Genomic DNA, 20388 nt, shown 5'->3' on the forward strand with positions numbered 1-20388 from the left:
CGTCTCGGCCATCCACCGCCGCTCCGCCTCGGCGAAGCAGTGGATGGACAACATGCGCGCCCGGGCGACCGAGGGCGTCATCTTCGTGGCGTCGGCATTGGAACCGCCGCTGCAGGCCGAACTGCGCCGCCTCAACATCCCCGTGGTCATCGTCGACCCGGCGGGGGTGTCGACGATGGACGCCCCGACGATCGGCGCGACCAACTGGGCCGGCGGCCTGCGCGCCACCGAATACCTCATCGGCCTCGGCCACACCCGCATCGGCTTCATCGCCGGACCGCCGCGCCTCATGTGCAGCCGGGCCCGCCTGGACGGCTTCCGGGCCGGGCTGGAGTCCGCCGGGCTGCCCGTCGACGACAGCCTGTTCTACCAGGGCGACTTCTATCACGAGTCGGGTTACGCGGGCGGCACCGTGCTGCTGGACCAGGCCGACCCGCCGACCGCCATCTTCGCCTCCAGCGACCAGATGGCCCTGGGCGTGTACGAGGCGATCCGCCGCCGCGGCCTGCGCGTCGCCGACGACGTCAGCGTCGTCGGCTTCGACGACCTGCCCGAGGTCCGCTGGTCCTCGCCACCGCTGACCAGCGTCCGGCAGCCCCTCGCGGAGATGGGCATGGTCGCCGCGCGCACGCTGCTGCGCCTGGCCCAGCGCGAGAAGATCGAGAGCCCGCGCATCGAGCTGGCCACCGAGCTGGTCGTGCGCGACAGCACCGCGCCGCCGCGCGCCTGATCGCCGGCCGATAGTTTCCGGAAGTTATTGACTTACGGCGATGCTGGGGCGCAGGATTGGGAGCGCTTCCATCGATGTGTGCCGTGTCCTACACCGAGTGTCCTCCACCGCCGGCGTCCCCTGCCCGGACCAGACGTCGCACCGTTCCACGCGGGAGAGGCCGCTCCAGGCGCCGCACTGACGCTCCGCCATCATGAGGAGGACACCCATGACGCCCCCACGCGTCCCCGTCCGCAGATCACGCCGCCGCCTCGTCCAGCTCGCCGTGGTGGCGCTGCTGTCGACGTTCGCGGTGCCGGTGCTGTCGGCCTCGCCCGCCAGCGCCTCCGGGCCCCTGCGCACCCACGCCGCGGCCCGCGGCAAGTTCATCGGCTTCGCGGCGGCCACCAGCCCGCTGGCCAACGAGGCCGCCTACCGCACCATCGCGCAGACCGAGTTCAACCAGATCACCGCTGAGAACGTGATGAAGTGGGACACCACCGAGTCGTCCGACAACAACTGGAACTTCAGCGGCGCGGACCAGATCGTCAACTTCGCCGTCGCGAACAACCAGCAGGTCCACGGGCACACCCTGGTCTGGCACAGCCAGACCCCGGGCTGGGTGCAGGGCCTGGGCGCGACCGCGATGCGCACCGCGATGCAGGACCACATCGCCACGCTCGTCGGCCGGTACGCCAACAACGCGTCCGTGGTGTCGTGGGACGTGGTGAACGAGGTGTTCGACGAGAACGGCGGCTTCCGGTCCAGCTTCTGGTACAACACGCTGGGCCAGAGCTTCATCGCCGACGCGTTCCGCTACGCCCGCGCCGCCGATCCTGACGCGCGCCTGTGCATCAACGACTACAACGTCGAGGGCATCAACGCCAAGAGCACCGCGATGTACAACCTGGTCCAGTCGCTGCGGGCACAGAACGTGCCGGTCGACTGCGTCGGCTTCCAGGGCCACCTGGCCACGCAGTACGGCTTCCCGAGCGACCTGCAGCAGAACATGCAGCGCTTCGCGGCGCTGGGCGTGCAGGTCCGGGTAACCGAGCTCGACGTGCGCATCGTGATGCCGCGCAGCACGGCCAAGGACACCACCCAGGCGACGTACTACAGCAACGTGGTCAACGCGTGCATGGCCGTCACCGCCTGCGCGGGTGTCACCATCTGGGGCTTCACCGACAAGTACTCCTGGGTCCCGGACACCTTCCCCAGCGAGGGCGCGGCGCTGCTCTACGATGCGAACTACCAGCAGAAACCGGCCTACACGGCGGTGCACAACGCGCTCGACAACGGCACGAGCGACACCCAGGCCCCGAGCACGCCGAGCAGCCTGGCCGCCTCGGGGATCACGTCGAGCAGCGTGAACCTGTCCTGGACCGCGTCCACGGACAACGTGGGCGTGGCCGGGTACGACATCCTGCGCGCGCCGGGCACCTCGGGCGGCTCGTTCGCGCAGGTCGGCACGTCGACCACGGCGTCGTTCAGCAACACGGGCCTGTCGGCGAACACGTCGTACCGGTACCAGGTCCGCGCCCGTGACGCGGCCGGCAACGTCTCCGCGGTGTCGAACACGGTCACGGTCACCACGACCGGCGGCGGCACCGGCGACACCCAGGCCCCGAGCACGCCGGGCAACCTCGCCGCGTCGGGCACCACGTCCAGCAGCACCAACCTGTCCTGGACCGCGTCCACCGACGACGTCGGGGTCACCGGATACGACATCCTGCGCGCCCCCGGCACCTCCGGCGGCTCGTTCGCGCAGGTCGGCACGTCGACCACAGCGTCGTTCAGCAACACGGGCCTGTCGGCGAACACGTCGTACCGGTACCAGGTCCGCGCCCGTGACGCGGCCGGCAACGTCTCCGCGGTGTCCAACACCGTCACGGTGACCACGACCGGGGGCGGCACCGGCGGCGGCTGCTCGGTCACCGCGACCGTGCAGACGCAGTGGAACGGCGGCTACGTCATGCAGCCGATCACCGTCACCAACACCGGCACCTCGGCGATCAGCAGCTGGACCGTCACGTTCACGCTGCCGCCCGGCCACACGCTCGTCGGCCAGTGGAACGGCGTGATCACCACCAGCGGCCAGACCGCGACGGCCAAGAACGCCGCCTACAACGGCAGCCTCGCGCCCGGTGCGAGCACCACGTTCGGGTTCCAGGTCGCCCGGCCCAGCGGCGACAACAGCACGGCGAGCGGGTTCACCTGCGCCACGCCGTGACGACCCCCGGCTCACGGCTCCCTCCCTTCGGGCCGTGAGCCACCCTCGACGGGCTGCTCGGCGGCGCGGGCAGCCCGTCCCTTACTGATCGACGTTGGCCTATCTCATCGAGTTCGATCTTCGGAAACTCGATGAGATAGGCCAACGTCTACGCCACGACGGTTCGCCGAGGCGGTTACGCAGCCGACTAGGATCACCCGGACCAGCCGTGATCCGGAGGTATGCCGTGAGAGTGTTCAGTTCCGCCGCCGAGCTGACCGAGGCCGTCGGGCAGAGCATCGGGCCCGGCCCGTGGCACCCTGTCGAGCAGGCCCGGGTCGACACGTTCGCCGACGCGACCGGCGACCACCAGTGGATCCACACCGAGCCGGCGCGCGCCGCGGCCGGGCCGTTCGGCGGGACCATCGCGCACGGATACCTCACCCTGTCGCTGCTGCCGCTGCTGGTACGCGACCTGTACCGGTTCGAGGGCGCGCGGATGGTCGTCAACTACGGGCTGAACAAGGTGCGCTTCCCGGCGCCCGTGCCGGTGGGGGCGTCGGTGCGGTTGTCGGCGTCCCTCGCCTCCGTCGAGGAGGTCCCCGGCGGGGTGCAGGTCACCGCCCGGATGACGATCGAGACCGACCGCTCTGACAAGCCCTGCTGCGTCGCCGAGACCGTGACCAGGGTGTTCTTCTCGTGAAGCGGGTGGGCAAGGTCGTCGCGTACATCGTGCGCGACGGGCGGGTCGTGGTGTTCGCGCACGGCGACCACGACACCCTCGCGCTGGCCGGGCTGCAGGTGCCCGCCGGCACGATCCAGCCCGGTGAGCTGCCCGAGGACGCGGTGCTGCGGGAGGCGTACGAGGAGACCGGGCTCGCCGGCCTGCGCCTGATCCGCTACCTGGGCGTCGGCGAGTACGACGCGCGCCCCGCCCACGACGCCGTGCACGTGCGCCACTTCTACGAGCTGGCCGTCGACGCCGACGAGGTCCCCGAATGCTGGACGGCGTACGAGACCGGCGACGGCGTCCACGAACCGATCCGCTTCGACCTGCACTGGATGCCGCTGGACCAGGCGCACGTGGTCGCGTTCGGCCAGGGCTCCCACCTGGGCCGCCTGTTCGACTGAGTCACCGGGACGGCGCGCGCCGCCAGACGTGCAGGTCGAAGCCGTCGCGGGTCACCCAGTGCCCGCCGCCGACGCCGAGCGGATGGTCCCGCACGGGGTGCGGGTAGCTGATCGGGCCCTCGCCGCTCAGCGTGGCGACGTCGACGAGCCAGTGCCGCACCGGGTCCTCGCCGTAGCCCACGCTCGTGGCCGCGGCCATGACCCGGTCGTCGAGGAAGCCGTGGTCCATGAGATCCCAGCCGCGGCGCCCGATGTCGGCCGCCGGATCGCCGTACGGCGGCAGGTCGGCGAACAGGATCCCGGTGACCGTGCCGTCCGGATGCCGGTGCACGGCGAGTTGCTCGCCAGCCGCGTGGTCGATGGTGACGAACCGCTTCCCGTCCGGTGAAGCGCCGACCAGCACGTGTGCGTCGTCGCCGAAGCGCCGCACGTCGAGGCCGCCCTCGTGCAGCCGACCCCAGAGCAGCGGTGCGCCGTCCTGCCCCTCGCCGACGCCGAGTCCCATCACCGCCGGGTCGGGGTGGGGGACGTGGTGGGAGCCGGCCGCGTAGGTGCCGGTCGCCGCGCGGGCGAGCACCCGCCCGTCGGCGGCGGCGAGCACCAGCCAGGTCTCGTGGCTCGCTCGCGGGTCGTCTTCCGTGGACCGGTCGTCGGCGGGCAGCGGGCCGCGGACGTGCGCCCACACCGTCGTGCCGTCGTGGCCGACCCAGCTCGATCCACCGTCGGGGTAGCGGTGCTCCCGGTCGCCGGCGTACTCCGCGTACGACTCGTGGTAACCCAGGCAGAGGCCCGCCCAGCAGGTGTGCCGGACCTCCCAGCGCAGCTGCCCGCTCGGCTCGACGGCCCGCACGGCGTGCACCCCGGGGAAGACCGCGAACGCCAGGTCGGGGCTCACCGCGACGGTCCCGCCGACGGCGCGCGGCCACGGGGCGGGGAACACCGCCGCGGGCGTCGGGTCGCCGGCGCGCAGCCGGCCGAGTTCGTACACCGCGATCTCCGCGTCCCGCCGCACCAGCACCAGCGGCTGGCGGCCCGGCCCGGTCAGCAGCCGCGGGGGATCGTCGACACCGGGCTCTCCCGGCACGCGCACGGACCCGACCAGCTCTGCCGTCACACCGTCCACGGCGCACATGATCGCAGGCCGGTGGGACACCTTCCCGGTGGCCGCCCCGCGGTCAGTGCCAGCCGAGGCCGAGGAGCAGGTCGAGGAAGTCGGCGAGGCGCTGCGGGCCCCGGCAGACCAGCCGGTGCGCGATGTCGTCGCAGGCCCAGCGGGCCTCGAAGCCGCGCCAGGTGGTGCCCGCGCTGACCCGTACCCGGTGCGGGCCGAGGTTGATCCGGGCGATCTGCCGCTCCAGGCTGTCCTCGTCGAAGCCGAGCACGGAGTGCAGCTGGATCTCGGTGGCGCCCCGCCGGTAGGCGGTGAAGCGCTGGGTGGCGGTGCTGATCCGGCTGTCCGGATCGGCCGACCAGGCGGCGGGCAGCTCGGGCAGGCCCGGCCAGGCGTCGGCGGTGCGCCTGCCCCGTCCGGCCAGCAGCGTGGTGGTGGTCGACAGGCCGGTCGCGGCGTGACGCAGCGCGGCGGCCTGAGACGGGGGGACGGCAGCGAGCACGGTGACTCCCGGAGGTCGCGGCGTACGCGACTCGGGGTGGGGAGCGCGACGCGGTGGTGCGGCGGGGGTGGTCGCCGCGAGAGCCCGACGCTGCGCTCGTGCCTACAGTCCACACCACCGGACCTCACCCCGCCGCCGAAAGCCCACCCTTCGGGAAACCGGATTCCACCCCCGACCGCTGCCGCTTCCCGGTCGATCATGAAGTTATGGCGACGACACGCCGTCGAGCCGTGCCATAAGTTCATGATCAACGCGGAGGGGGGGTGGGTCAGGCGGGGGCTGGGGCTGGGGCTGGGGTGGGGCGGGTCCAGTCGGGGGTGGGGGTGTCGGGAGGGGACTGGAGGCTGAGCAGGATCTGGCCGGTGGGTTCGTCGACCAGGACCACTCGCACCGCGGCGGGTTGGAAGCGCAGGCGGGGGACCGCGTACACGGCTGAGGCCTCCTGGCCGGCGTGGCGGGCGGTGAAGACGAGGATGCGCCAGTCGTCGTCGTCCCAGTGTTCGCGCAGGTCGGAGGTGAGCAGGGTGGCGGTCTCGCGCCATACCGGGCTGCGGTGCAGCTGCTCCACCGTGGAGGCCAGGGGCACGTCGAAGCCGCCCGCGGGCAGGGGTCGGGTCAGCCGGACCTTGAGCTGGCGCAGCGGGTCGAGCCAGTGCCGGTCCAGTTCGGGGGAGAGGGCGACCAGCAGGAGTGCCTCGGCCAGCAGCAGCGCGACGGCGGGCAGCGGCCGGGCCGACAGCGCCTCGGCCCAGCCCGCGGTCGCGGGTAGCGCGAGCAGGCTCGCGGCCAGCAGCGCGGCGGTGCGGGCGAAGGCGCGCCCGCGGATCGGGGTACGGGTCGCGGACAGGCAGCCGCACGACGACTCGGGCGCGGCGATCCGGGCGTAGGCGAGGTAGCCGGTGAAGCCGAGCGACAGCGCGGCGGCGGCCAGCGCCTCGGCGGGCAGCGCGGGCGGGGCCAGCAGGACCAGCGCGAGGGCCGCCTCCACCGCGCCGACCAGCCGGTACGCGGGCAGCGCGCGGGTGTCGCCGACGAGCCGGGCCAGCGCGCTGCGGCCGGCCGCCGCGGCGGCGAGCGGGGAGAGCAGCTTGAGCCGGGCCGACCAGAGCAGCACGAGGCCGAGCAGCAGCGGCTGCAGCGGCGCGATCCACGAGATCATCGATCCTCCGGGGTGTCGAAGGGCGTCGTAGGGGAGGGGGCGGACGCTCGGGGGGTTGGAGCGTCCGCCCGGTTCGGCGGCGGCGCGGGGCGGCGCCGCCCGGTTCAGGCGGCCGCGTACACGGTCGCGATCTCGACCTCGTTGGTGTCGGGCACCCAGGCGCCGATGACCTGGACGTGCTTGCCGACGCGCAGCAGCGACATGTCGGCCACGGCGGGGGTGTCGTTGTAGCGGGCCGCGGAGGTGCCGGGCACCACGTGGCCGACGATGCGCTTGCCCTTGTGATCCAGGTGCAGCACGTTGCGGCCGATGGCGGCGATGTGGGCGTGCACGTTGACGATGTTGACCCACACCGAGTCCGCGGCCAGCGTGCCGTCGGGCAGGCGCAGGCCGCGGGCGTACAGGCCGTCGCCGACGGCGACCTGGTCGAACGTGGTGGGGCGCAGCTTCCAGACGCTGGTGCCGCCGGTGATCCGGATGCGCCAGAGGGCCATGTCGGAGCCGGTGACGAACAGCATCCCGGCGCTGATGCCGGTGACGCGGCCCTCGGCGAAGTTCGGATCGGGTGCGCCGGGCTCGACCGGCTGCGCGTCGGCGGCGAAGGCGGCCTCGGGCGCGAGCGAGCCGAGCGCGGTCGCGCCGGCCAGGGCGGCGCTGCCGACGACGGCGGAGGTGAGCAGGCGGCGACGGTCCACGGTCTCGGTCATGTCGGTTCCTTCCCGGCTCATACGGTGTCGACGCTGCAGGGCAGCAGGCCGGAGGAGAGGCTGCCGATCTGGCTGAACGCGGCCGGCGTGAGGTCGACGATGCGGTTGGTGCCGCACACCGAGCCGCAGCACGCGCGCTCGCCGCACCACAGGTCGGTCTGCGGGCCGCAGTCGGCGATCGTGGTGCCGACGCGTTTTCCGTTGCAGCGGTTGGTCGTGTAGTGCCGGAAGCCGCAGCCGCGGCGGGTCATGCTGACACCGCAGCGGTCGGGCCGGGTGATGTCGAAACAGGCGGCCGAGGCGTTCGGCCAGGCGTGCTGGTAGCTCCCGCTGTTGCAGGTGCCGCAGGCGCCGTGCCCGGCGGTGCCGCACGGACCCCAGGAGTTGCCGCAGCAGAACCAGGACATCGTTCCGGTGAGGGCAGCCACTGTCCGCCTCCTTTCGTGGTGGGGGGTGTTTACCAGGAGGAGCGGCGATGGGCCCATCGACGTTTGTCGAACATCATGGGCGGCGGAGAGCTTCGTCGTCAATCCATACACTGAAATATTTCTTCGGAGATGCAACTCGGCGACAACGCTTGCGCTTCCTGGGTGGTTTCGCGGTCGCCGTCACCTTCGTCCGGCGGCCCGCGGCGCCTTGAAGTGACCGGCCGCGAGCTGCCGCCGATGGGCGTACGCTGCATAAATGGACGCAGCGCGGGCGGGCGTCGGCAGCGACCCGCTGGCTCATATCAATGTCTCCCGGCTCCGCTCCGACCTGGCGGCCGTGCAGGCGCTCGGCACCAGCTCCGGGGCGATGCAGGCGTGCACCGTCAGCGCGGACATCCGCCAGGCGTACGGCACTGCGCTGCGCGCCCGCGACGAGGCGGCGGCCTACCTGCACGGCAACCGCGACTGGACCACCGAGGACCTGGCCGAGGTGATCTGCGGCCACCGCGCCCACGAGCGGCGGGTGCGCCTGATCGCGGAGTGGTCGAGCGCCCCGCAGCACCTGTACGACGCCGGGCACGAGCTGCTGCACCGCCAGCAGCTCGCCAACGAACTGCGCGACCTGCTGTCGGAGGCCCGCGCCACGGCGGTGCGCCACCTGCGCGAAGCCGAACTCGTGCTGCCCGCCGACCCGCTGGCCCAGGTGCTCAAGGCGACCGACATGGTGCGTTTCACCAGCTACCACCTGGACGTGGTGGCGGCCAACCGCAACCTGTACGCGGCCAACCTGGTCGTGCACCACGACTGGGAGCTCGACGAGATCGCGGAGCTGGCCGAGGCCGAGCCGGACGCCATCGCGGGCGCGTTCGACGCCGCGCGCACCAACCCGCCGTCGGACGCCGACTCCCGCTCCGTGCGGGAGCTGGCGGCGATCGCGGCGGCCATCGCCGCCCGGCGCGGCCACTGGGAGTCCGCCCGCCAGGAGGCCGTCGCCGAGTGCCTGGCCGCGGGCGTCGACCCGGAGCTGGTCGCCGCGCACTCCGGGGGCTGAGCCGATGAGCGGCGTGCCGATCGCCGACCACGCCCTGCTGTCGGACTGCCATACCGCGGCGCTGGTCACCCGGCACGGCTCCGTGGACTGGCTGTGCTGCCCGCGCTTCGACAGCCCGTCGGTGTTCGGGCGGCTGCTCGACGACGACGCCGGGCACTGGTCGATCAGGCCGGTCGGCCCGTTCACCGCCACCCGGCGCTACCTGGACCAGACGCTGGTGCTGGAGACGACCTTCCACACCCCGACCGGCACGCTCGCGGTCACCGACGCGATGGCGGTCGGCCCGAACGAGCACCCGCACGGCCACTCGCTGGGCGTGGGCGCGCCGCACATGCTGGTGCGCGCGGTGAGCTGCCGCGACGGCGAGGTCCGGATGCGCCTGCGGTTCGAGCCGCGCGCCGAGTACGGCCTGCTGCGCCCACTGATGACGCACGTGCCGGGCGGGCTCAACGTGCGCGGCGGGCCCGAGTGGCTGATGCTGTCCAGCCCGATGGAGCTGGACTGCGCGGAGAGCACCGCGTACGGCGAGGTGACGCTGCGCGTCGGCGACGAGCTGTGGTTCGCCCTGCACCGCTCCACGTGGGGGCTGGAACCGGCCCGGATCTGGGAGCAGGACGAGATCGCCGACTGGATGACGGTCACCGTGCAGTCCTGGCGGGCCTGGTCGAAGCTGCACCAGAACTACGAGGGCCCCTGGCGGGACCTGGTGCACCACAGCGGCCGGGTGCTGCAGGGGCTGACCTTCCGGCCCAGCGGCGCGATCGTCGCCGCGCCGACCACGTCGCTGCCGGAGAGCATCGGCGGCGGGCGCAACTGGGACTACCGGTTCGCCTGGGTGCGCGACGCCAGCTTCACCATGGAGGCGCTCTGGGTGGCCGCCTGCCCGGACGAGGCCGGTGACTTCTTCACCTTCATGACCACGGCCGCGGCTGGCGCGATCGGCCCGGACTACCCGCTGCAGATCATGTTCGGCGTCAACGGCGAGCACGACCTGACCGAGCGAACCCTGCCCCACCTGCGCGGCTGGCGCGACAGCGCCCCGGTGCGGGTCGGCAACGGGGCCTGGAACCAGCACCAGATCGACGTGTACGGCGAGCTGCTCGGCGCGGCCCACCTGCTCGCCGACAAGATCTCCGAGATGGACGACGACATGCGCGCGTTCCTGGTCGCGCTGGCCGACACGGCCGTGGTCCGCTGCCGCGAGTCCGACCACGGCATCTGGGAGGTACGCGGCGAGCCCCGGCACTTCGTCTACTCCAAGGTGATGTGCTGGGTGGCCCTGGACCGGGCGATCGCCCTGGCCGAGCGGCTGCGCGCGGCCGACCGGGTCCCGGCCTGGTCCACGGCCCGCGACGAGATCCGCGAGCGGGTGCTGCGCGACGGCTGGAGCGACACCGCCGGGGCGTTCACCCAGTACTTCGGCTCCACCGACCTCGACGCGTCCTGCCTGATGATGCCGATCGTCGGCTTCCTGCCCGCCGACGACCCGCGCATGCTCGCCACCATCGAGGCCGTGGCCGACCGCCTCACCGACGAGCGGGGCCTGGTCTACCGCTACCGCACCGAGGGCGGCGTGGACGGCCTTGCCGGCGACGAGGGCACCTTCCTGCTCTGCACCTTCTGGCTGGCCCACGCGCTGGCCGAAGCCGGCCGCGTCAACCGCGCCACCGAGGTCTTCGAACGCGCGATCGCCTACGCCAACGACGTCGGCCTGCTCGCCGAAGAAGTCGACCCCCGCACCGGCGAACTCCTCGGCAACTTCCCCCAAGCCTTCAGCCACATAGGCCTCATCAACGCCGCCTGGTCCATCACCCAAGCCCGCCACCGCGCCGCGATGTGACCGAAGGAAGGGCACCTTCCCATCGCCATACGTAGAGCAAGGGCACCTTCTTAACGCGAAGATGCCCTTGAGCTGCGGATACGAGTCAGGACTTGAGCAGGGTGCGGACCTTCAGCGAGACCGGGTCGCTGACCAGCAGCCAGGCGTGCTCGATGCAGCCGACGTTGGTGTTGGCCGCGCCGGTCAGGATCCTGCTCTGGTCGGGGTTGATGAACTCGTCGCAGCTGGACCAGTACGTCTGATAGCGCACCCCGCCCGGCGTCTCGTCCCCGGCGTTGAGATCGCGCAGGAACGAGCTGTCCGGGGCCATCTCCGCACACGAGGTGATCAGCCACGAGCAGATCGGGGTCAGGTTGGTGCCGTGGTTGGGCCCGCCGAGCGACACCCACTGGTCCACGTACGACGTGCCGCCGAGGAACTTCAGGTACCACCGGGAGTTCAGGCTGCCCATGGAGTGCGCGACGATGTCGACCTTCGCCGCGCCGGTCTGCGCGCGCACCGAGTCGACCAGGGAGCGCAGCTGCGCGGCGGTGGTCTTGTTGGACTGCGCGATGTCGTACGACATCGCGAACAGTCTCCCGCCGCTCCACCCGTCGGCCTTGAAATCGGCGATCATGTCGTTCCAGTTCCACGCCCCGCCCTTGTACCCGTGCACGAAGATGACCGGATCACGTTCGGCGGCCTGCGCCGGCGACGGGGCGACCACGACCATGGCGAGTACGGCGCACAGCGCGCTGAGCACGCCAGCTGACTTCCGCATCTGTCCTCCTCGATGGAATTGAGTGGGACAGAGCGTGCGCGATGTCGTACGTGCTTCGCATCCGTGAAACGACGCATCGGTCTTTCGCGGAACGTTAACTTGTGAGTAACTTCTGGGCGTGACCCCGCTCACCCCGCTGCACGGCCGCGACAGCGCGCTGCTGTCGCTGTCGTCCATGCTGGACGCCGCGCGGGCCGGGCACGGGGGCGCGCTGCTGGTGCGCGGCGAGCCCGGCCTGGGCAAGACCGCCCTGCTCCGGTACGCGATCGGCGCGGCCGACGGCTTCCAGGTGCTGCCCGGCTGCGGGGTCGAGCCCGAGGCGGACCTGCCCTACGCGGGCCTGCACCGGCTGCTGCGGCCGGTCGCCCGGCGGCTGCCCGAGCTGTCCTCGCGGCAGGCCGAGGCGCTGCGCCGGGTGCTCGACGGCGAGGCGGGCGAACCCGGCGAACCCGGCGACGCGGCCTGCCTGCTGCCCGCGGCGCTGCTCGCCCTGCTGGTCCTGCTGGCCCGGGACGCGCCGGTACTGGTGTGCGTGGACGACGCCGACCTGCTCGACGCGCCGTCGCGGGAGGCGCTCGCCTTCGCCGCCCGCAGGCTCGGCGGCGCCGCGGGCGAGGCCGTCGTCATCCTGCTGACCTGCGGTGACGACGACGAGCTGCCGCCACCGGGGTTACCGGTGCTCACCCTGTCCGTGCTGGACGACGCCGCCTGCGCGGCCGTGGTCGACCAGGTCGCGCCGGTCGCCGTCGCCGAGGGCGTACGCCTGCGCCTGGCCGCCGCGGCGGCGGGCAACCCGCAGGCGGCCGCCGAACTCGTCGCCGCGCTGACGCCGGAGCAGCTGCACGGGGTCCGCCCGCTGCCGGAGCCGCTGCCGCCCTGCGCCGGGCTGCAGCACGCGCACCTGCGCCGGGTGCGGGCGCTGCCGGAGCAGACCCGTCGGCTGCTGCTGATCGCCGCCGCCGAGACCGAGCTGGACACGAACCTGCTGGTACGCGCCGCCGACGAAGCGGGCCTCGACCTGGCCGCCCTGGAACCGGCCGAGTCCGCCGGGCTGGTGCGGGTCGGTCCCGCGGGCGTGGAGTTCCGCCACCCCCAGCTGCGCGCGGCGATCTACCAGACCGCGCCGCTGGCCCGCCGCCGCGCCGCGCACGCCCTGCTGGCCCGGCTGCTCGACGGGGCCCGCCACCCGCTGCGCCGGGCCTGGCACCGGGCCGCGGCAGGGCTGGCCCCCGATCACGAGCTGGCCGAGGAGCTGGAGTCGGCGGCCGCGTCCGCGCGCCACCGCGGCGGGTACGCGACCGCGTCCGCGGCCTACGAGCGCGCCGCCGAGCTGAGCACCGGAGACGACGGGGCCAAGGCGCGGCGGCTCGCCGCGGCGGCCCGCGACGCCTGGCACGCGGGCCACTCCGCGCGCGCCCGCGACCTGCTCGACCGTGCCCTGCCCGCGGCCCCGGGCGCGGCCGCCCGCGGCGAGCTGGAGCTGCTGCGCGGCGACATCGACCTGCGCGACGGGCGGGCCGGCGACGCCTACGAGGCGCTGCTCACCGCCGCCCACCGGCTCGCGCCCGTCGACCCGGAGCTGGCCGTCCGGGCCATGATGCGGGCGGGCGAGGCGGGCGTGTACGCCGGTGACCACCGCCGCTTCCTCCAGGTCGCGGCACAGGCGGCCGCGCTGCGCGGAACGGCGCGCTCACCGCAGGCCACGGTGATGCTGGACTACCTGGAGGCGCTGTCGGCGATCTTCCTCGGCCGGTTCGGCGCGGCACTGGCCCCGCTGCGCGCGGTGCTGGACGGCGCGCCGCGCATCGACGACCCGTCCGCGCTGATCTGGGCCAGCATCGCGGCGCTGATCCTCGGCGACAACGCGCAGGGCCGGGTGATGGCGGCACGCGCGGTCGCGCTGGCCCGCGGGCGCGGCGCGCTGACCATGGTGCCCAAAGCGCTGGAGTTCAGCGCGTACGCCGAGTTCTGGACCGGGCGGCACGCCGCCGCGACGGCCAACGCGCTGGAGGGCCTGCGCGCCGCCACGGAGACCGGCCAGGGCAACGGCGCCTGCCACCACCTGGCCGCGCTGGCCCTGCTCGACGCGATCCACGGCGACGAGCAGACCTGCCGGCTGCGTGCCCGCACCGCCCTGGACCGGGCCGGCCTGTACGGCCTCGGCCTGCCCGCCGCGCTCAGCACGTGGGCGCTGGCGTTCCTGGACCTGTCCCTGGGCCGCCACGCCGACGCCGCCGGCCGCCTGCGCGGGCTGGCGCGAGCCGGCCCCGGCCAGGGCCACATGGCGGTGGCGGCGCTGTCGGTGCCCACGTACGTGGAGGCCGCCGTGCGCACCGGGGCCGCCGACGCGGCCCGCGCCGCGTTCACCACGTTCGAGCCGTGGGCCGACAGCACCAGCAGCCCCGACAACCTCGCCCTGGCCGCGCGCTGCCGGGCCCTGCTCAGCGAGGGAGCCCAGGCCGAGGAGCACTTCCGGGCCGCGCTCGACCTGCACGCCGTCGGCGACCGCGCCTTCGAGCGGGCCCGCACCGAGCTGCTCTACGGCTCGCTGCTGCGCCGCCGCCGCAGGCGTGCCGAGGCCCGCGCCGAGCTGCGCAGCGCCCTGGAGTCGTTCGAACGCCTGCAGGCCGACCGCTGGGCCGAGTGGACCCGCGCCGAACTGCGCGCCACCGGCGAATCGGCCCGCCCCCGCCGGCCCGACCGCGACGGCGAACTGACCCCCCAGCAGCGCCAGATAGCCCGCCTGGCCGCGCAGGGCGCCACCAACCGCGAGATCGCCGCCCAGCTCTTCCTCAGCCCCCGCACCGTCGAGCACCACCTCGGCAACATCTTCGCCAAACTGTCCGTCCGCTCCCGCGTCGAACTCGCCAAACTCCTCCCCTGAGCAAGGAAGGGCACCTTCTTGACGCGCGCGATGGGCGTACGCCATGCCATGGTTTTGGTTCGGATTTCAAAGCAGGGTCGGGTTTCTGCTTCAGAAATCGTGTTACTGTGCGGCCATGACCACCATTGATCGTAGTCGGGTGAGCGCACTGGTGGGCCGCGAACGCGACGCCTACCGCGCGGCGCACCCGGGGTCGCTGCGCGTGCACGAGCAGGCCGGGCACCTGTTCGGGCGGGTGCCGATGACGTGGATGAGCAAGTGGGCGGGCGGCTTCCCGCTCGCGTACGCCACCGCGCACGGCAACCGGATCACCGATGTGGACGGCCACACCTACCTCGACTTCGCGCTCGGCGACACCGGGGCCATGGCCGGGCACAGCCCGCGGGCCACGGTCGCCGCGGTGCACCGGCGCATCGCCGTCGACGGCGGCATCACCACCATGCTGCCCACCGAGGACGCCGAATGGGTCGGCGCCGAACTCGCCCGCCGCTTCGGCCTGCCCCGGTGGTCGTTCACGCTGTCGGCCACCGACGCCAACCGCTGGGCGGCCCGCCTGGCCCGCCTGGTCACCGGCCGGCCGAAACTGCTGGTCTTCTCGTACTGCTACCACGGCTCCGTCGACGAGACGTTCATCGTGGTCGGACCGGACGGCCGACCGCGCAGCCGTCCGGGCAACGTCGCCCCCGCCGTCGACCCGACCCAGACCACCCGGGTCGCCGAGTGGAACGACCTCGCCGCCGTCGAGCGCGAGCTGGCCCACGGCGACGTCGCCGCGATCCTCACCGAGCCCGCGCTCACCAACATCGGCATCGTGCTGCCCGAACCCGGCTTCCTGGCCGGGCTGCGCGAGCTGGCCACGCGATACGGCGCGCTGCTGATGATCGACGAGACGCACACCATCTCGGCCGGCCCCGGCGGCATGACGGCCCGCGACGGGCTGCGCCCGGACGTGTTCGTCATCGGCAAGTCGCTCGGCGGCGGCATCCCGTGCGGGGCGTACGGCCTCACCGAGGAGATCGCCGACCGCGTGCACCGGATCACCGCCACCGGCAGCGCGGACATCGTCGACGTCGGCGGCGTGGGCGGCACCCTCGCGGGCAACGCGCTGTCGCTGGCCGCGATGCGGGCCACGCTGGACGAGGTGCTCACCGACGACGCGTTCGCGCACATGATCTCACTCGCCGGGGACTACACCGAGGACGTGCGGCGCATCCTGGACACCGCCGCCGTGCCGTGGTCGGTCACCCAGCTCGGCGCGCGGGCGGAGTACCGCTTCACCCGGCCCGCCCCGCGTTCCGGCGGCGAGTCCGCGGCGGCCGCCGACGACCTGCTCGACGAGTACATGCACCTGTACACGCTCAACCGCGGCATCCTCATGACGCCGTTCCACAACATGGCGCTGATGTGCCCGGACACCACCGACGCCGACATCGCCCAGCACGCCGAGGTGTTCGAGCAGGCCGTCGCGGAGCTGGTCGGCTGATGGACCTCGACGCGACCGACAAGGCGCTGATCCGGCGGCTGCAGGTGGACGGGCGGGCGTCGTACACCGAGCTGGGGCTGGAGGTCGGGCTGAGCGGGCCGGCCGTACGCCAGCGCATCCAGCGGCTCACCGACGCCGGGGTCATGCAGATCGCCGCGGTCACCGACCCGCTGAAGACGGGGCGGCCGGTGATGGCGCTGCTCGGCATCCGGGTCGACCGCGACGCCGGGGCGGTCGCGGCGGCGCTCGGCGAGCTGGACGCGGTGGTCTACCTGGTCGCCACGGCCGGCTCGTTCGACCTGTTCGCCGAGGTCGTCTGCGCGACCATGGCCGACCTGTCCGACCTGGTCAACGACCACATCCGCCCGGTCCCCGGGGTGGCCGCGATCGAGTCGTTCCCGTACTTCGGCATCCACGTCCACCGCTTCACCTGGGGCGTCCCCGACTGACCCCGTCCGCCGCCGCGGCGGCCCGGGGTCCGGCGAGCCGTCAGCCGGCGCGGGTTTTGGTGAGGGTGGCGAAGACGACGATGTTGTTGAGGTAGTTGCGGTCGGTGCGGTCGTACGGCGGTCCGCAGGTGACCAGGCGCAGGCCCATGTCGTCGGTGGCGCCGTAGACGCGGTGGGCGGGGAACTCGTCCTTGGGGAACGACTTGACGACGTCGACGGTGAAGGTGGCCAGGGAGCCGTCGAGGCGCTGCACCTCGATCTTCGTGCCGGGTTTCAGGGAGCCCAGCTGGAAGAACACGGCAGGGCCGCTGGTACGGGTGTCGACGTGCCCGACGATGACCGCGTTGCCGCGCTCGCCGGGGCTGGGGCCGTAGCGGTACCAGCCGGTCAGGTCCGGGTGTTTGAGTTCGGGCACCTGCAGGCTGCCGTCGAGGTTGGTGCCGACGGTGACCACGACGGCGTCCACCTTGATCGACGGGATCTTCACCCGCACCGGCGCGGACCGGTCCAGGGGCCGGATCCCGCGCGCGTCGGGCCGCCGGTCGGTGTCGACGAGCTGGTAGCGGCCGGAGGCGTCGTCGGACGGCTGGGGCGGGCCCACCGGGGTGATCAGGAAGGCGGCGGCGATCAGGCCGAGCCCGGCGAGCGCCGCGCCCACCAGCAGCAGCACCGCCCTGCGCCCGGTGCGCCCGGCCGTGCGGTGCCGCCCGCGCGGGGCCAGGATCGCGGCCGTGGGCACGGCCTCTACCGTGGGACCGGCCTCAAGGACGGGTCCGAGCCCGGTCACGGCAGCGGCGTCCGGCGTCGAGCCGGGTCCGGTCCCGGCCGGTGGCTCAGGCGCAGTGGTGGCCACGGTACCTCCGGCTGCGGACCAGCAGCACGACGCCGCCCACGCCGGACGCCGCCAGCAGGCCGGAGCCCGCGCCGAGCAGGGCGCGGCTGGGGCCGTCGGAGGTGGACCCGCCGCCGCCCGCGGGGGCGCCGGTCGGCGAGACGACCAGCGTGCCCGCGCCCGTCTCGCCGTCGCTGCACGTGACGTTCAGCTGGTACGTGCCCGGCAGCGTCGTCGAGGGCACGGTCAGCTCGGCGTTGAACGCGCCCGGCCCGCCCTCGGTGTACGGGTTCAGCGTGATCTCGGACGGCCCGCCGATCGTGGTGCCGCTGACCGAGGCGGACACCGCGCCCGCCCCGCAGTACGCGGCGAGCGTGAACCGGCCGCCCGGGGCGACCGCGGACGGGTTGACGGTGACGTCGGCCGCGGCGAGCGCCACCGCCGGCGAGACCAGCGCCGCGGCGGCGGCGCCGATGGCTGCGGACAGGGCCGCACGCCGAAGAGACGTACCCATGGCTGTTTCCTTCCCCGAGATCCGAAGATCTGCTGGGTATTACAAAAGCACCCTTTCTCGGACGCAGCTCATGTTTTGCGTGAAGTCATGATGATCGGGATGGCTTCGATCCAGGATGGAGGCTTGGGGGCGTCCGCCCCGACCAGCCCGGCGATGATCCGGGTACGCGACAGCGCCGCGTCCGGCCACGGCGTGTACCCGTCGGTCAGCACGATCACGAAATGCGGCGGCTCCGGCACGGCCAGCGCCGCCCTGATGCCGACCCGCATGTCGGTGCCCCCGCCGCCGGCCAGCACGACCTCGCCGACGGTGGACACCCGCCGCGCGGCGTGCACGTCGGCGTCGCAGGCCAGCACCGCGACCCGGTTGCCGCGTACGCCCACCGCCCGCAGCACCCCGCCGACCTCGGCCAGCACCGCGGCCAGGTCGTCCTCCGACATGGAGCCCGAGGTGTCGATGACGATCGCCACCCGGGGCAGCGGCCGCCGCAGGCTCGGCAGCACCACGCCGGGCAGCGCCGCCCCGCGCCGCGACGGCCGCCGGTAGGTGTAGTCGACCGCCCCGCCCGCCCAGGCCGCCGCCTCGCGCACCGCGCCCGCGAGCGCCTGCCGCCAGTCGATGGTCGGTTCGAGCACCTGCTCGGCCCAGCGCTGCCAGCCCGCGGGCACGGTGCCGCGACCGCGTACGTGCTGGCGCACCGACTGCGCGGTCTGCCGCCGGATCGCGTCGGCCTCCACACCGCGCACGGCCGGCGCGCCCCCTTCGGGCAGGTCCCACGGTGCAGGGTGGCCGTGCGCGCCCGAGCCGCACTCGACGGGCGGGCAGTCGCACACCGCCCCGCCGCCCGCGCCGCCTGCTCCCTGCCCGGCCCCGCCCGCCGCCGCGCCCCCGGCGCACTGTCCGCGGCAGGGCGGGGAGGCGGGCAGCGACGGCAGGTACTGCTCGAACAGCTGGCCGGTGGGCAGGCCGTACAGGTCGGGATGGATGCGGCCCTCGGGCAGCGGCAGCCCGTCGGCCACCAGGTCGTCGTTGATCTCGCAGTCCTGGGCGAGGTTGACCCGGTGGTGGTCGGAGCGCAGGTCGGCGGCCAGCCGGTCGCCCCGGCCGTGGTGGTCGCGCAGCAGGTGCGCCACCTCGTGGATCCACACCCCGGCGAGCTGCTCGACGGGCGTCCGCTCGACGAACGCGGGAGACACGTAGCAGCGCCAGTGCCGGTCCACGCCCATCGTCGGCACCCGGTCGCTGGGCACCACGGTCAGGCTGTACAGCGCGCTGGCCAGGTACGGCCGCTCGCCCGCGGCCCGGAACCGGGCAGCCAGCAGCTTCGCCCGGTCGAGCGGCACGGTCCGGGCCGGCCCGCGGGCGTCGGCATCCTGCCCGGCAGGCGGCTGCTGCCCGGTCCGCGCCGGGGCGGGCGTGTTCATCGCGCGGCCGGCAGCATGCCCGACAGGCTCAGCACCTCGACGAACGCGTCGATCTCGGCCGGCACCGGCCAGTTCGTGTCGCGCAGCGCGGCCAGGTCCAGCGCGGCGCGGGCGGCGACGTCGGGCACCCCGGCGTCAACGGCCTTGGCCAGCACCACCCAGCCCGCGTCCCAGCGCTGGTGGGTGGTGCGGGCCTGCACCGCCGAGACCACCGCGGTGAGGAACGCCAGCTGCCGGTCACCCCGGTCGGGCAGCGCGAACGCCTTCGGATCGGCCAGCACCCGCTCCGGGTCGGGCAGGTCCAGCTCCTCCAGGTACGTGCCGAACTCCAGGCCCGCGCCGTCGCCGACCGCGCCGACCAGCGCGGTCGTCAGCGCGTCCCGGCCGGTGTCGGTGGCCAGGTGGAACGCCAGCAGCCGCAGCGCCATCTCCCAGCTGCGCGGCGACGGCCACGCCCCGCCCCGGCTGTCGGCGTCGCCGGGCAGGTGGTGCACCAGGCCCGGCCGCGCGGTCAGGAAACCCGCGACGGTGCCCCGGGCGCGGGCCACCGCCCCGGCCATGCGCGCCGGGTGCACCGTCGGCACGGTGATCGCGGGCCAGGTGCCGGCCAGGCCGCGGGCGACCACGCGCGGGTCGTGCGTCCAGTGCAGGTGCACGAAACGGTTGGCCAGCGGCGGGCTCAGGTGCCAGCCGTCGGCGGCGCTGGACGGCGGGTTCGCCGCGGCGACGATCCGGATCGCGGGGGGCAGCTCCAGGCTGCCGACCCGGCGTTCCAGCACCACCCGCAGCAGCGCCGCCTGCACCGCGGGCGGGGCCGACGACAGCTCGTCGAAGAACAGCAGGCCCTGCCCGCTGCGCGCGAGCCGCACCGCCCAGTCCGGCGGGGCCATCGGCACCCCGTCGGCGGCCGGGTCGTCGCCGACGATCGGCAGGCCGGAGAAGTCCGACGGCTCGTGCACGCTGGCGATCACCGTCTCCAGCGGCACGCCCAGCCCGGCCGCGAGCTGCTGCAGCGACGCGGACTTGCCGATGCCCGGCTCGCCCCACAGCAGCACCGGCAGGTTCGCCGACACGGCCAGGGCCAGCGCCTCGACCCGCGGGTCGGCCACCGGCTCGCTGCGCCACGCCCGGGTCGCCGCGATCAGCTCGTCCGCCGTACGCAAAGCCTCGCTCACGCGTGCTCCTCGCTTCGCTC

19 protein-coding genes are annotated in these 20388 nt (G+C 73.7%); 9 read left to right on the plus strand and 10 right to left on the minus strand.

Annotated features, from left to right (window positions below; genetic code table 11):
* From Cco03nite_RS29300 to Cco03nite_RS29315, 4 genes are all read left to right on the plus strand, one after another.
* The coding region (locus Cco03nite_RS29300; RefSeq protein ID WP_203695880.1) for a substrate-binding domain-containing protein at nt 1-730 on the plus strand (730 nt) is incomplete at its 5' end.
* 208 nt (nt 731-938) lie between these two features.
* Nucleotides 939-2939, plus strand: a complete 2001-nt coding sequence (locus Cco03nite_RS29305; protein ID WP_203695882.1) for an endo-1,4-beta-xylanase — start codon at nt 939-941, stop codon at nt 2937-2939.
* 226 nt (nt 2940-3165) lie between these two features.
* Nucleotides 3166-3621, plus strand: a complete 456-nt coding sequence (locus Cco03nite_RS29310) for a MaoC family dehydratase (RefSeq protein ID WP_203695884.1) — start codon at nt 3166-3168, stop codon at nt 3619-3621.
* Nucleotides 3618-4049, plus strand: coding sequence for an NUDIX hydrolase (locus Cco03nite_RS29315; protein ID WP_203695886.1), 432 nt, complete (start codon nt 3618-3620; stop codon nt 4047-4049). Before Cco03nite_RS29310 ends, Cco03nite_RS29315 begins: the two co-directional genes overlap by 4 nt.
* Before the next feature lies 1 nt (nt 4050).
* Here the strand turns inward: Cco03nite_RS29315 and Cco03nite_RS29320 are convergent, their stop codons facing one another.
* The 5 genes from Cco03nite_RS29320 to Cco03nite_RS29340 form a co-directional block, all read right to left on the minus strand.
* Nucleotides 4051-5172 carry a hypothetical protein gene (locus Cco03nite_RS29320; RefSeq protein WP_203695888.1) on the minus strand — a complete coding sequence of 374 codons (1122 nt, stop codon included), beginning with the start codon at nt 5170-5172 and terminating at the stop codon, nt 4051-4053.
* Nucleotides 5173-5224: 52 nt separating this feature from the next.
* Nucleotides 5225-5662, minus strand: a complete 438-nt coding sequence (locus Cco03nite_RS29325; protein ID WP_203695896.1) for a hypothetical protein — start codon at nt 5660-5662, stop codon at nt 5225-5227.
* Nucleotides 5663-5930: 268 nt separating this feature from the next.
* On the minus strand, nt 5931-6821 hold the full coding sequence (locus Cco03nite_RS29330) for a MauE/DoxX family redox-associated membrane protein (RefSeq protein WP_203695898.1): 891 nt from the start codon (nt 6819-6821) through the stop codon (nt 5931-5933).
* Between the two features lie 104 nt (nt 6822-6925).
* Nucleotides 6926-7528, minus strand: a complete 603-nt coding sequence (locus Cco03nite_RS29335; protein WP_203695900.1) for a cell wall protein — start codon at nt 7526-7528, stop codon at nt 6926-6928.
* Between the two features lie 17 nt (nt 7529-7545).
* Entirely contained in the window at nt 7546-7956 is a 411-nt protein-coding gene (locus Cco03nite_RS29340; protein ID WP_239167755.1) for an RlpA-like double-psi beta-barrel domain-containing protein, read from the minus strand.
* 256 nt (nt 7957-8212) lie between these two features.
* Here Cco03nite_RS29340 and Cco03nite_RS29345 point away from each other — a divergent pair, with 256 nt between their 5' ends.
* Together Cco03nite_RS29345 and Cco03nite_RS29350 are read left to right on the plus strand one after the other, a co-directional pair.
* A complete protein-coding gene (locus Cco03nite_RS29345) occupies nt 8213-9007 on the plus strand; it encodes a hypothetical protein (protein ID WP_203695902.1) in 795 nt (264 codons plus the stop codon).
* 4 nt (nt 9008-9011) lie between these two features.
* Nucleotides 9012-10847 carry a glycoside hydrolase family 15 protein gene (locus Cco03nite_RS29350; RefSeq protein WP_203695904.1) on the plus strand — a complete coding sequence of 612 codons (1836 nt, stop codon included), beginning with the start codon at nt 9012-9014 and terminating at the stop codon, nt 10845-10847.
* A gap of 85 nt (nt 10848-10932) precedes the next feature.
* Here Cco03nite_RS29350 and Cco03nite_RS29355 read toward each other — a convergent pair whose 3' ends face one another.
* Entirely contained in the window at nt 10933-11607 is a 675-nt protein-coding gene (locus Cco03nite_RS29355; RefSeq protein WP_203695906.1) for an esterase/lipase family protein, read from the minus strand.
* Between the two features lie 118 nt (nt 11608-11725).
* On the opposite strand from Cco03nite_RS29355, the gene Cco03nite_RS29360 reads away from it, so the two are divergent.
* From Cco03nite_RS29360 to Cco03nite_RS29370, 3 genes are all read left to right on the plus strand, one after another.
* Nucleotides 11726-14491, plus strand: coding sequence for a helix-turn-helix transcriptional regulator (locus tag Cco03nite_RS29360; RefSeq protein ID WP_203695907.1), 2766 nt, complete (start codon nt 11726-11728; stop codon nt 14489-14491).
* 139 nt (nt 14492-14630) lie between these two features.
* A complete protein-coding gene (locus Cco03nite_RS29365) occupies nt 14631-15974 on the plus strand; it encodes a transaminase (RefSeq protein ID WP_239167756.1) in 1344 nt (447 codons plus the stop codon).
* Nucleotides 15974-16423, plus strand: coding sequence for an Lrp/AsnC family transcriptional regulator (locus Cco03nite_RS29370; RefSeq protein WP_203695911.1), 450 nt, complete (start codon nt 15974-15976; stop codon nt 16421-16423). Before Cco03nite_RS29365 ends, Cco03nite_RS29370 begins: the two co-directional genes overlap by 1 nt.
* Nucleotides 16424-16463: 40 nt before the next feature.
* Here Cco03nite_RS29370 and Cco03nite_RS29375 read toward each other — a convergent pair whose 3' ends face one another.
* The 4 genes from Cco03nite_RS29375 to Cco03nite_RS29390 form a co-directional block, all read right to left on the minus strand.
* Complete coding sequence (locus Cco03nite_RS29375) at nt 16464-17162, minus strand: class F sortase (protein WP_239167757.1); 699 nt, start codon at nt 17160-17162, stop codon at nt 16464-16466.
* A gap of 94 nt (nt 17163-17256) precedes the next feature.
* Nucleotides 17257-17769: a hypothetical protein gene (locus Cco03nite_RS29380; RefSeq protein ID WP_203695912.1), complete on the minus strand. Its 513-nt coding sequence runs from the start codon at nt 17767-17769 to the stop codon at nt 17257-17259.
* A gap of 68 nt (nt 17770-17837) precedes the next feature.
* On the minus strand, nt 17838-19193 hold the full coding sequence (locus tag Cco03nite_RS29385) for a vWA domain-containing protein (protein ID WP_239167758.1): 1356 nt from the start codon (nt 19191-19193) through the stop codon (nt 17838-17840).
* On the minus strand, nt 19190-20368 hold the full coding sequence (locus Cco03nite_RS29390) for an AAA family ATPase (RefSeq protein WP_203695914.1): 1179 nt from the start codon (nt 20366-20368) through the stop codon (nt 19190-19192). Before Cco03nite_RS29390 ends, Cco03nite_RS29385 begins: the two co-directional genes overlap by 4 nt.
* Between the last annotated feature and the right edge of the window lie 20 nt (nt 20369-20388).

Source organism: Catellatospora coxensis (assembly GCF_016862635.1).
Lineage (GTDB): Bacteria > Actinomycetota > Actinomycetes > Mycobacteriales > Micromonosporaceae > Catellatospora > Catellatospora coxensis.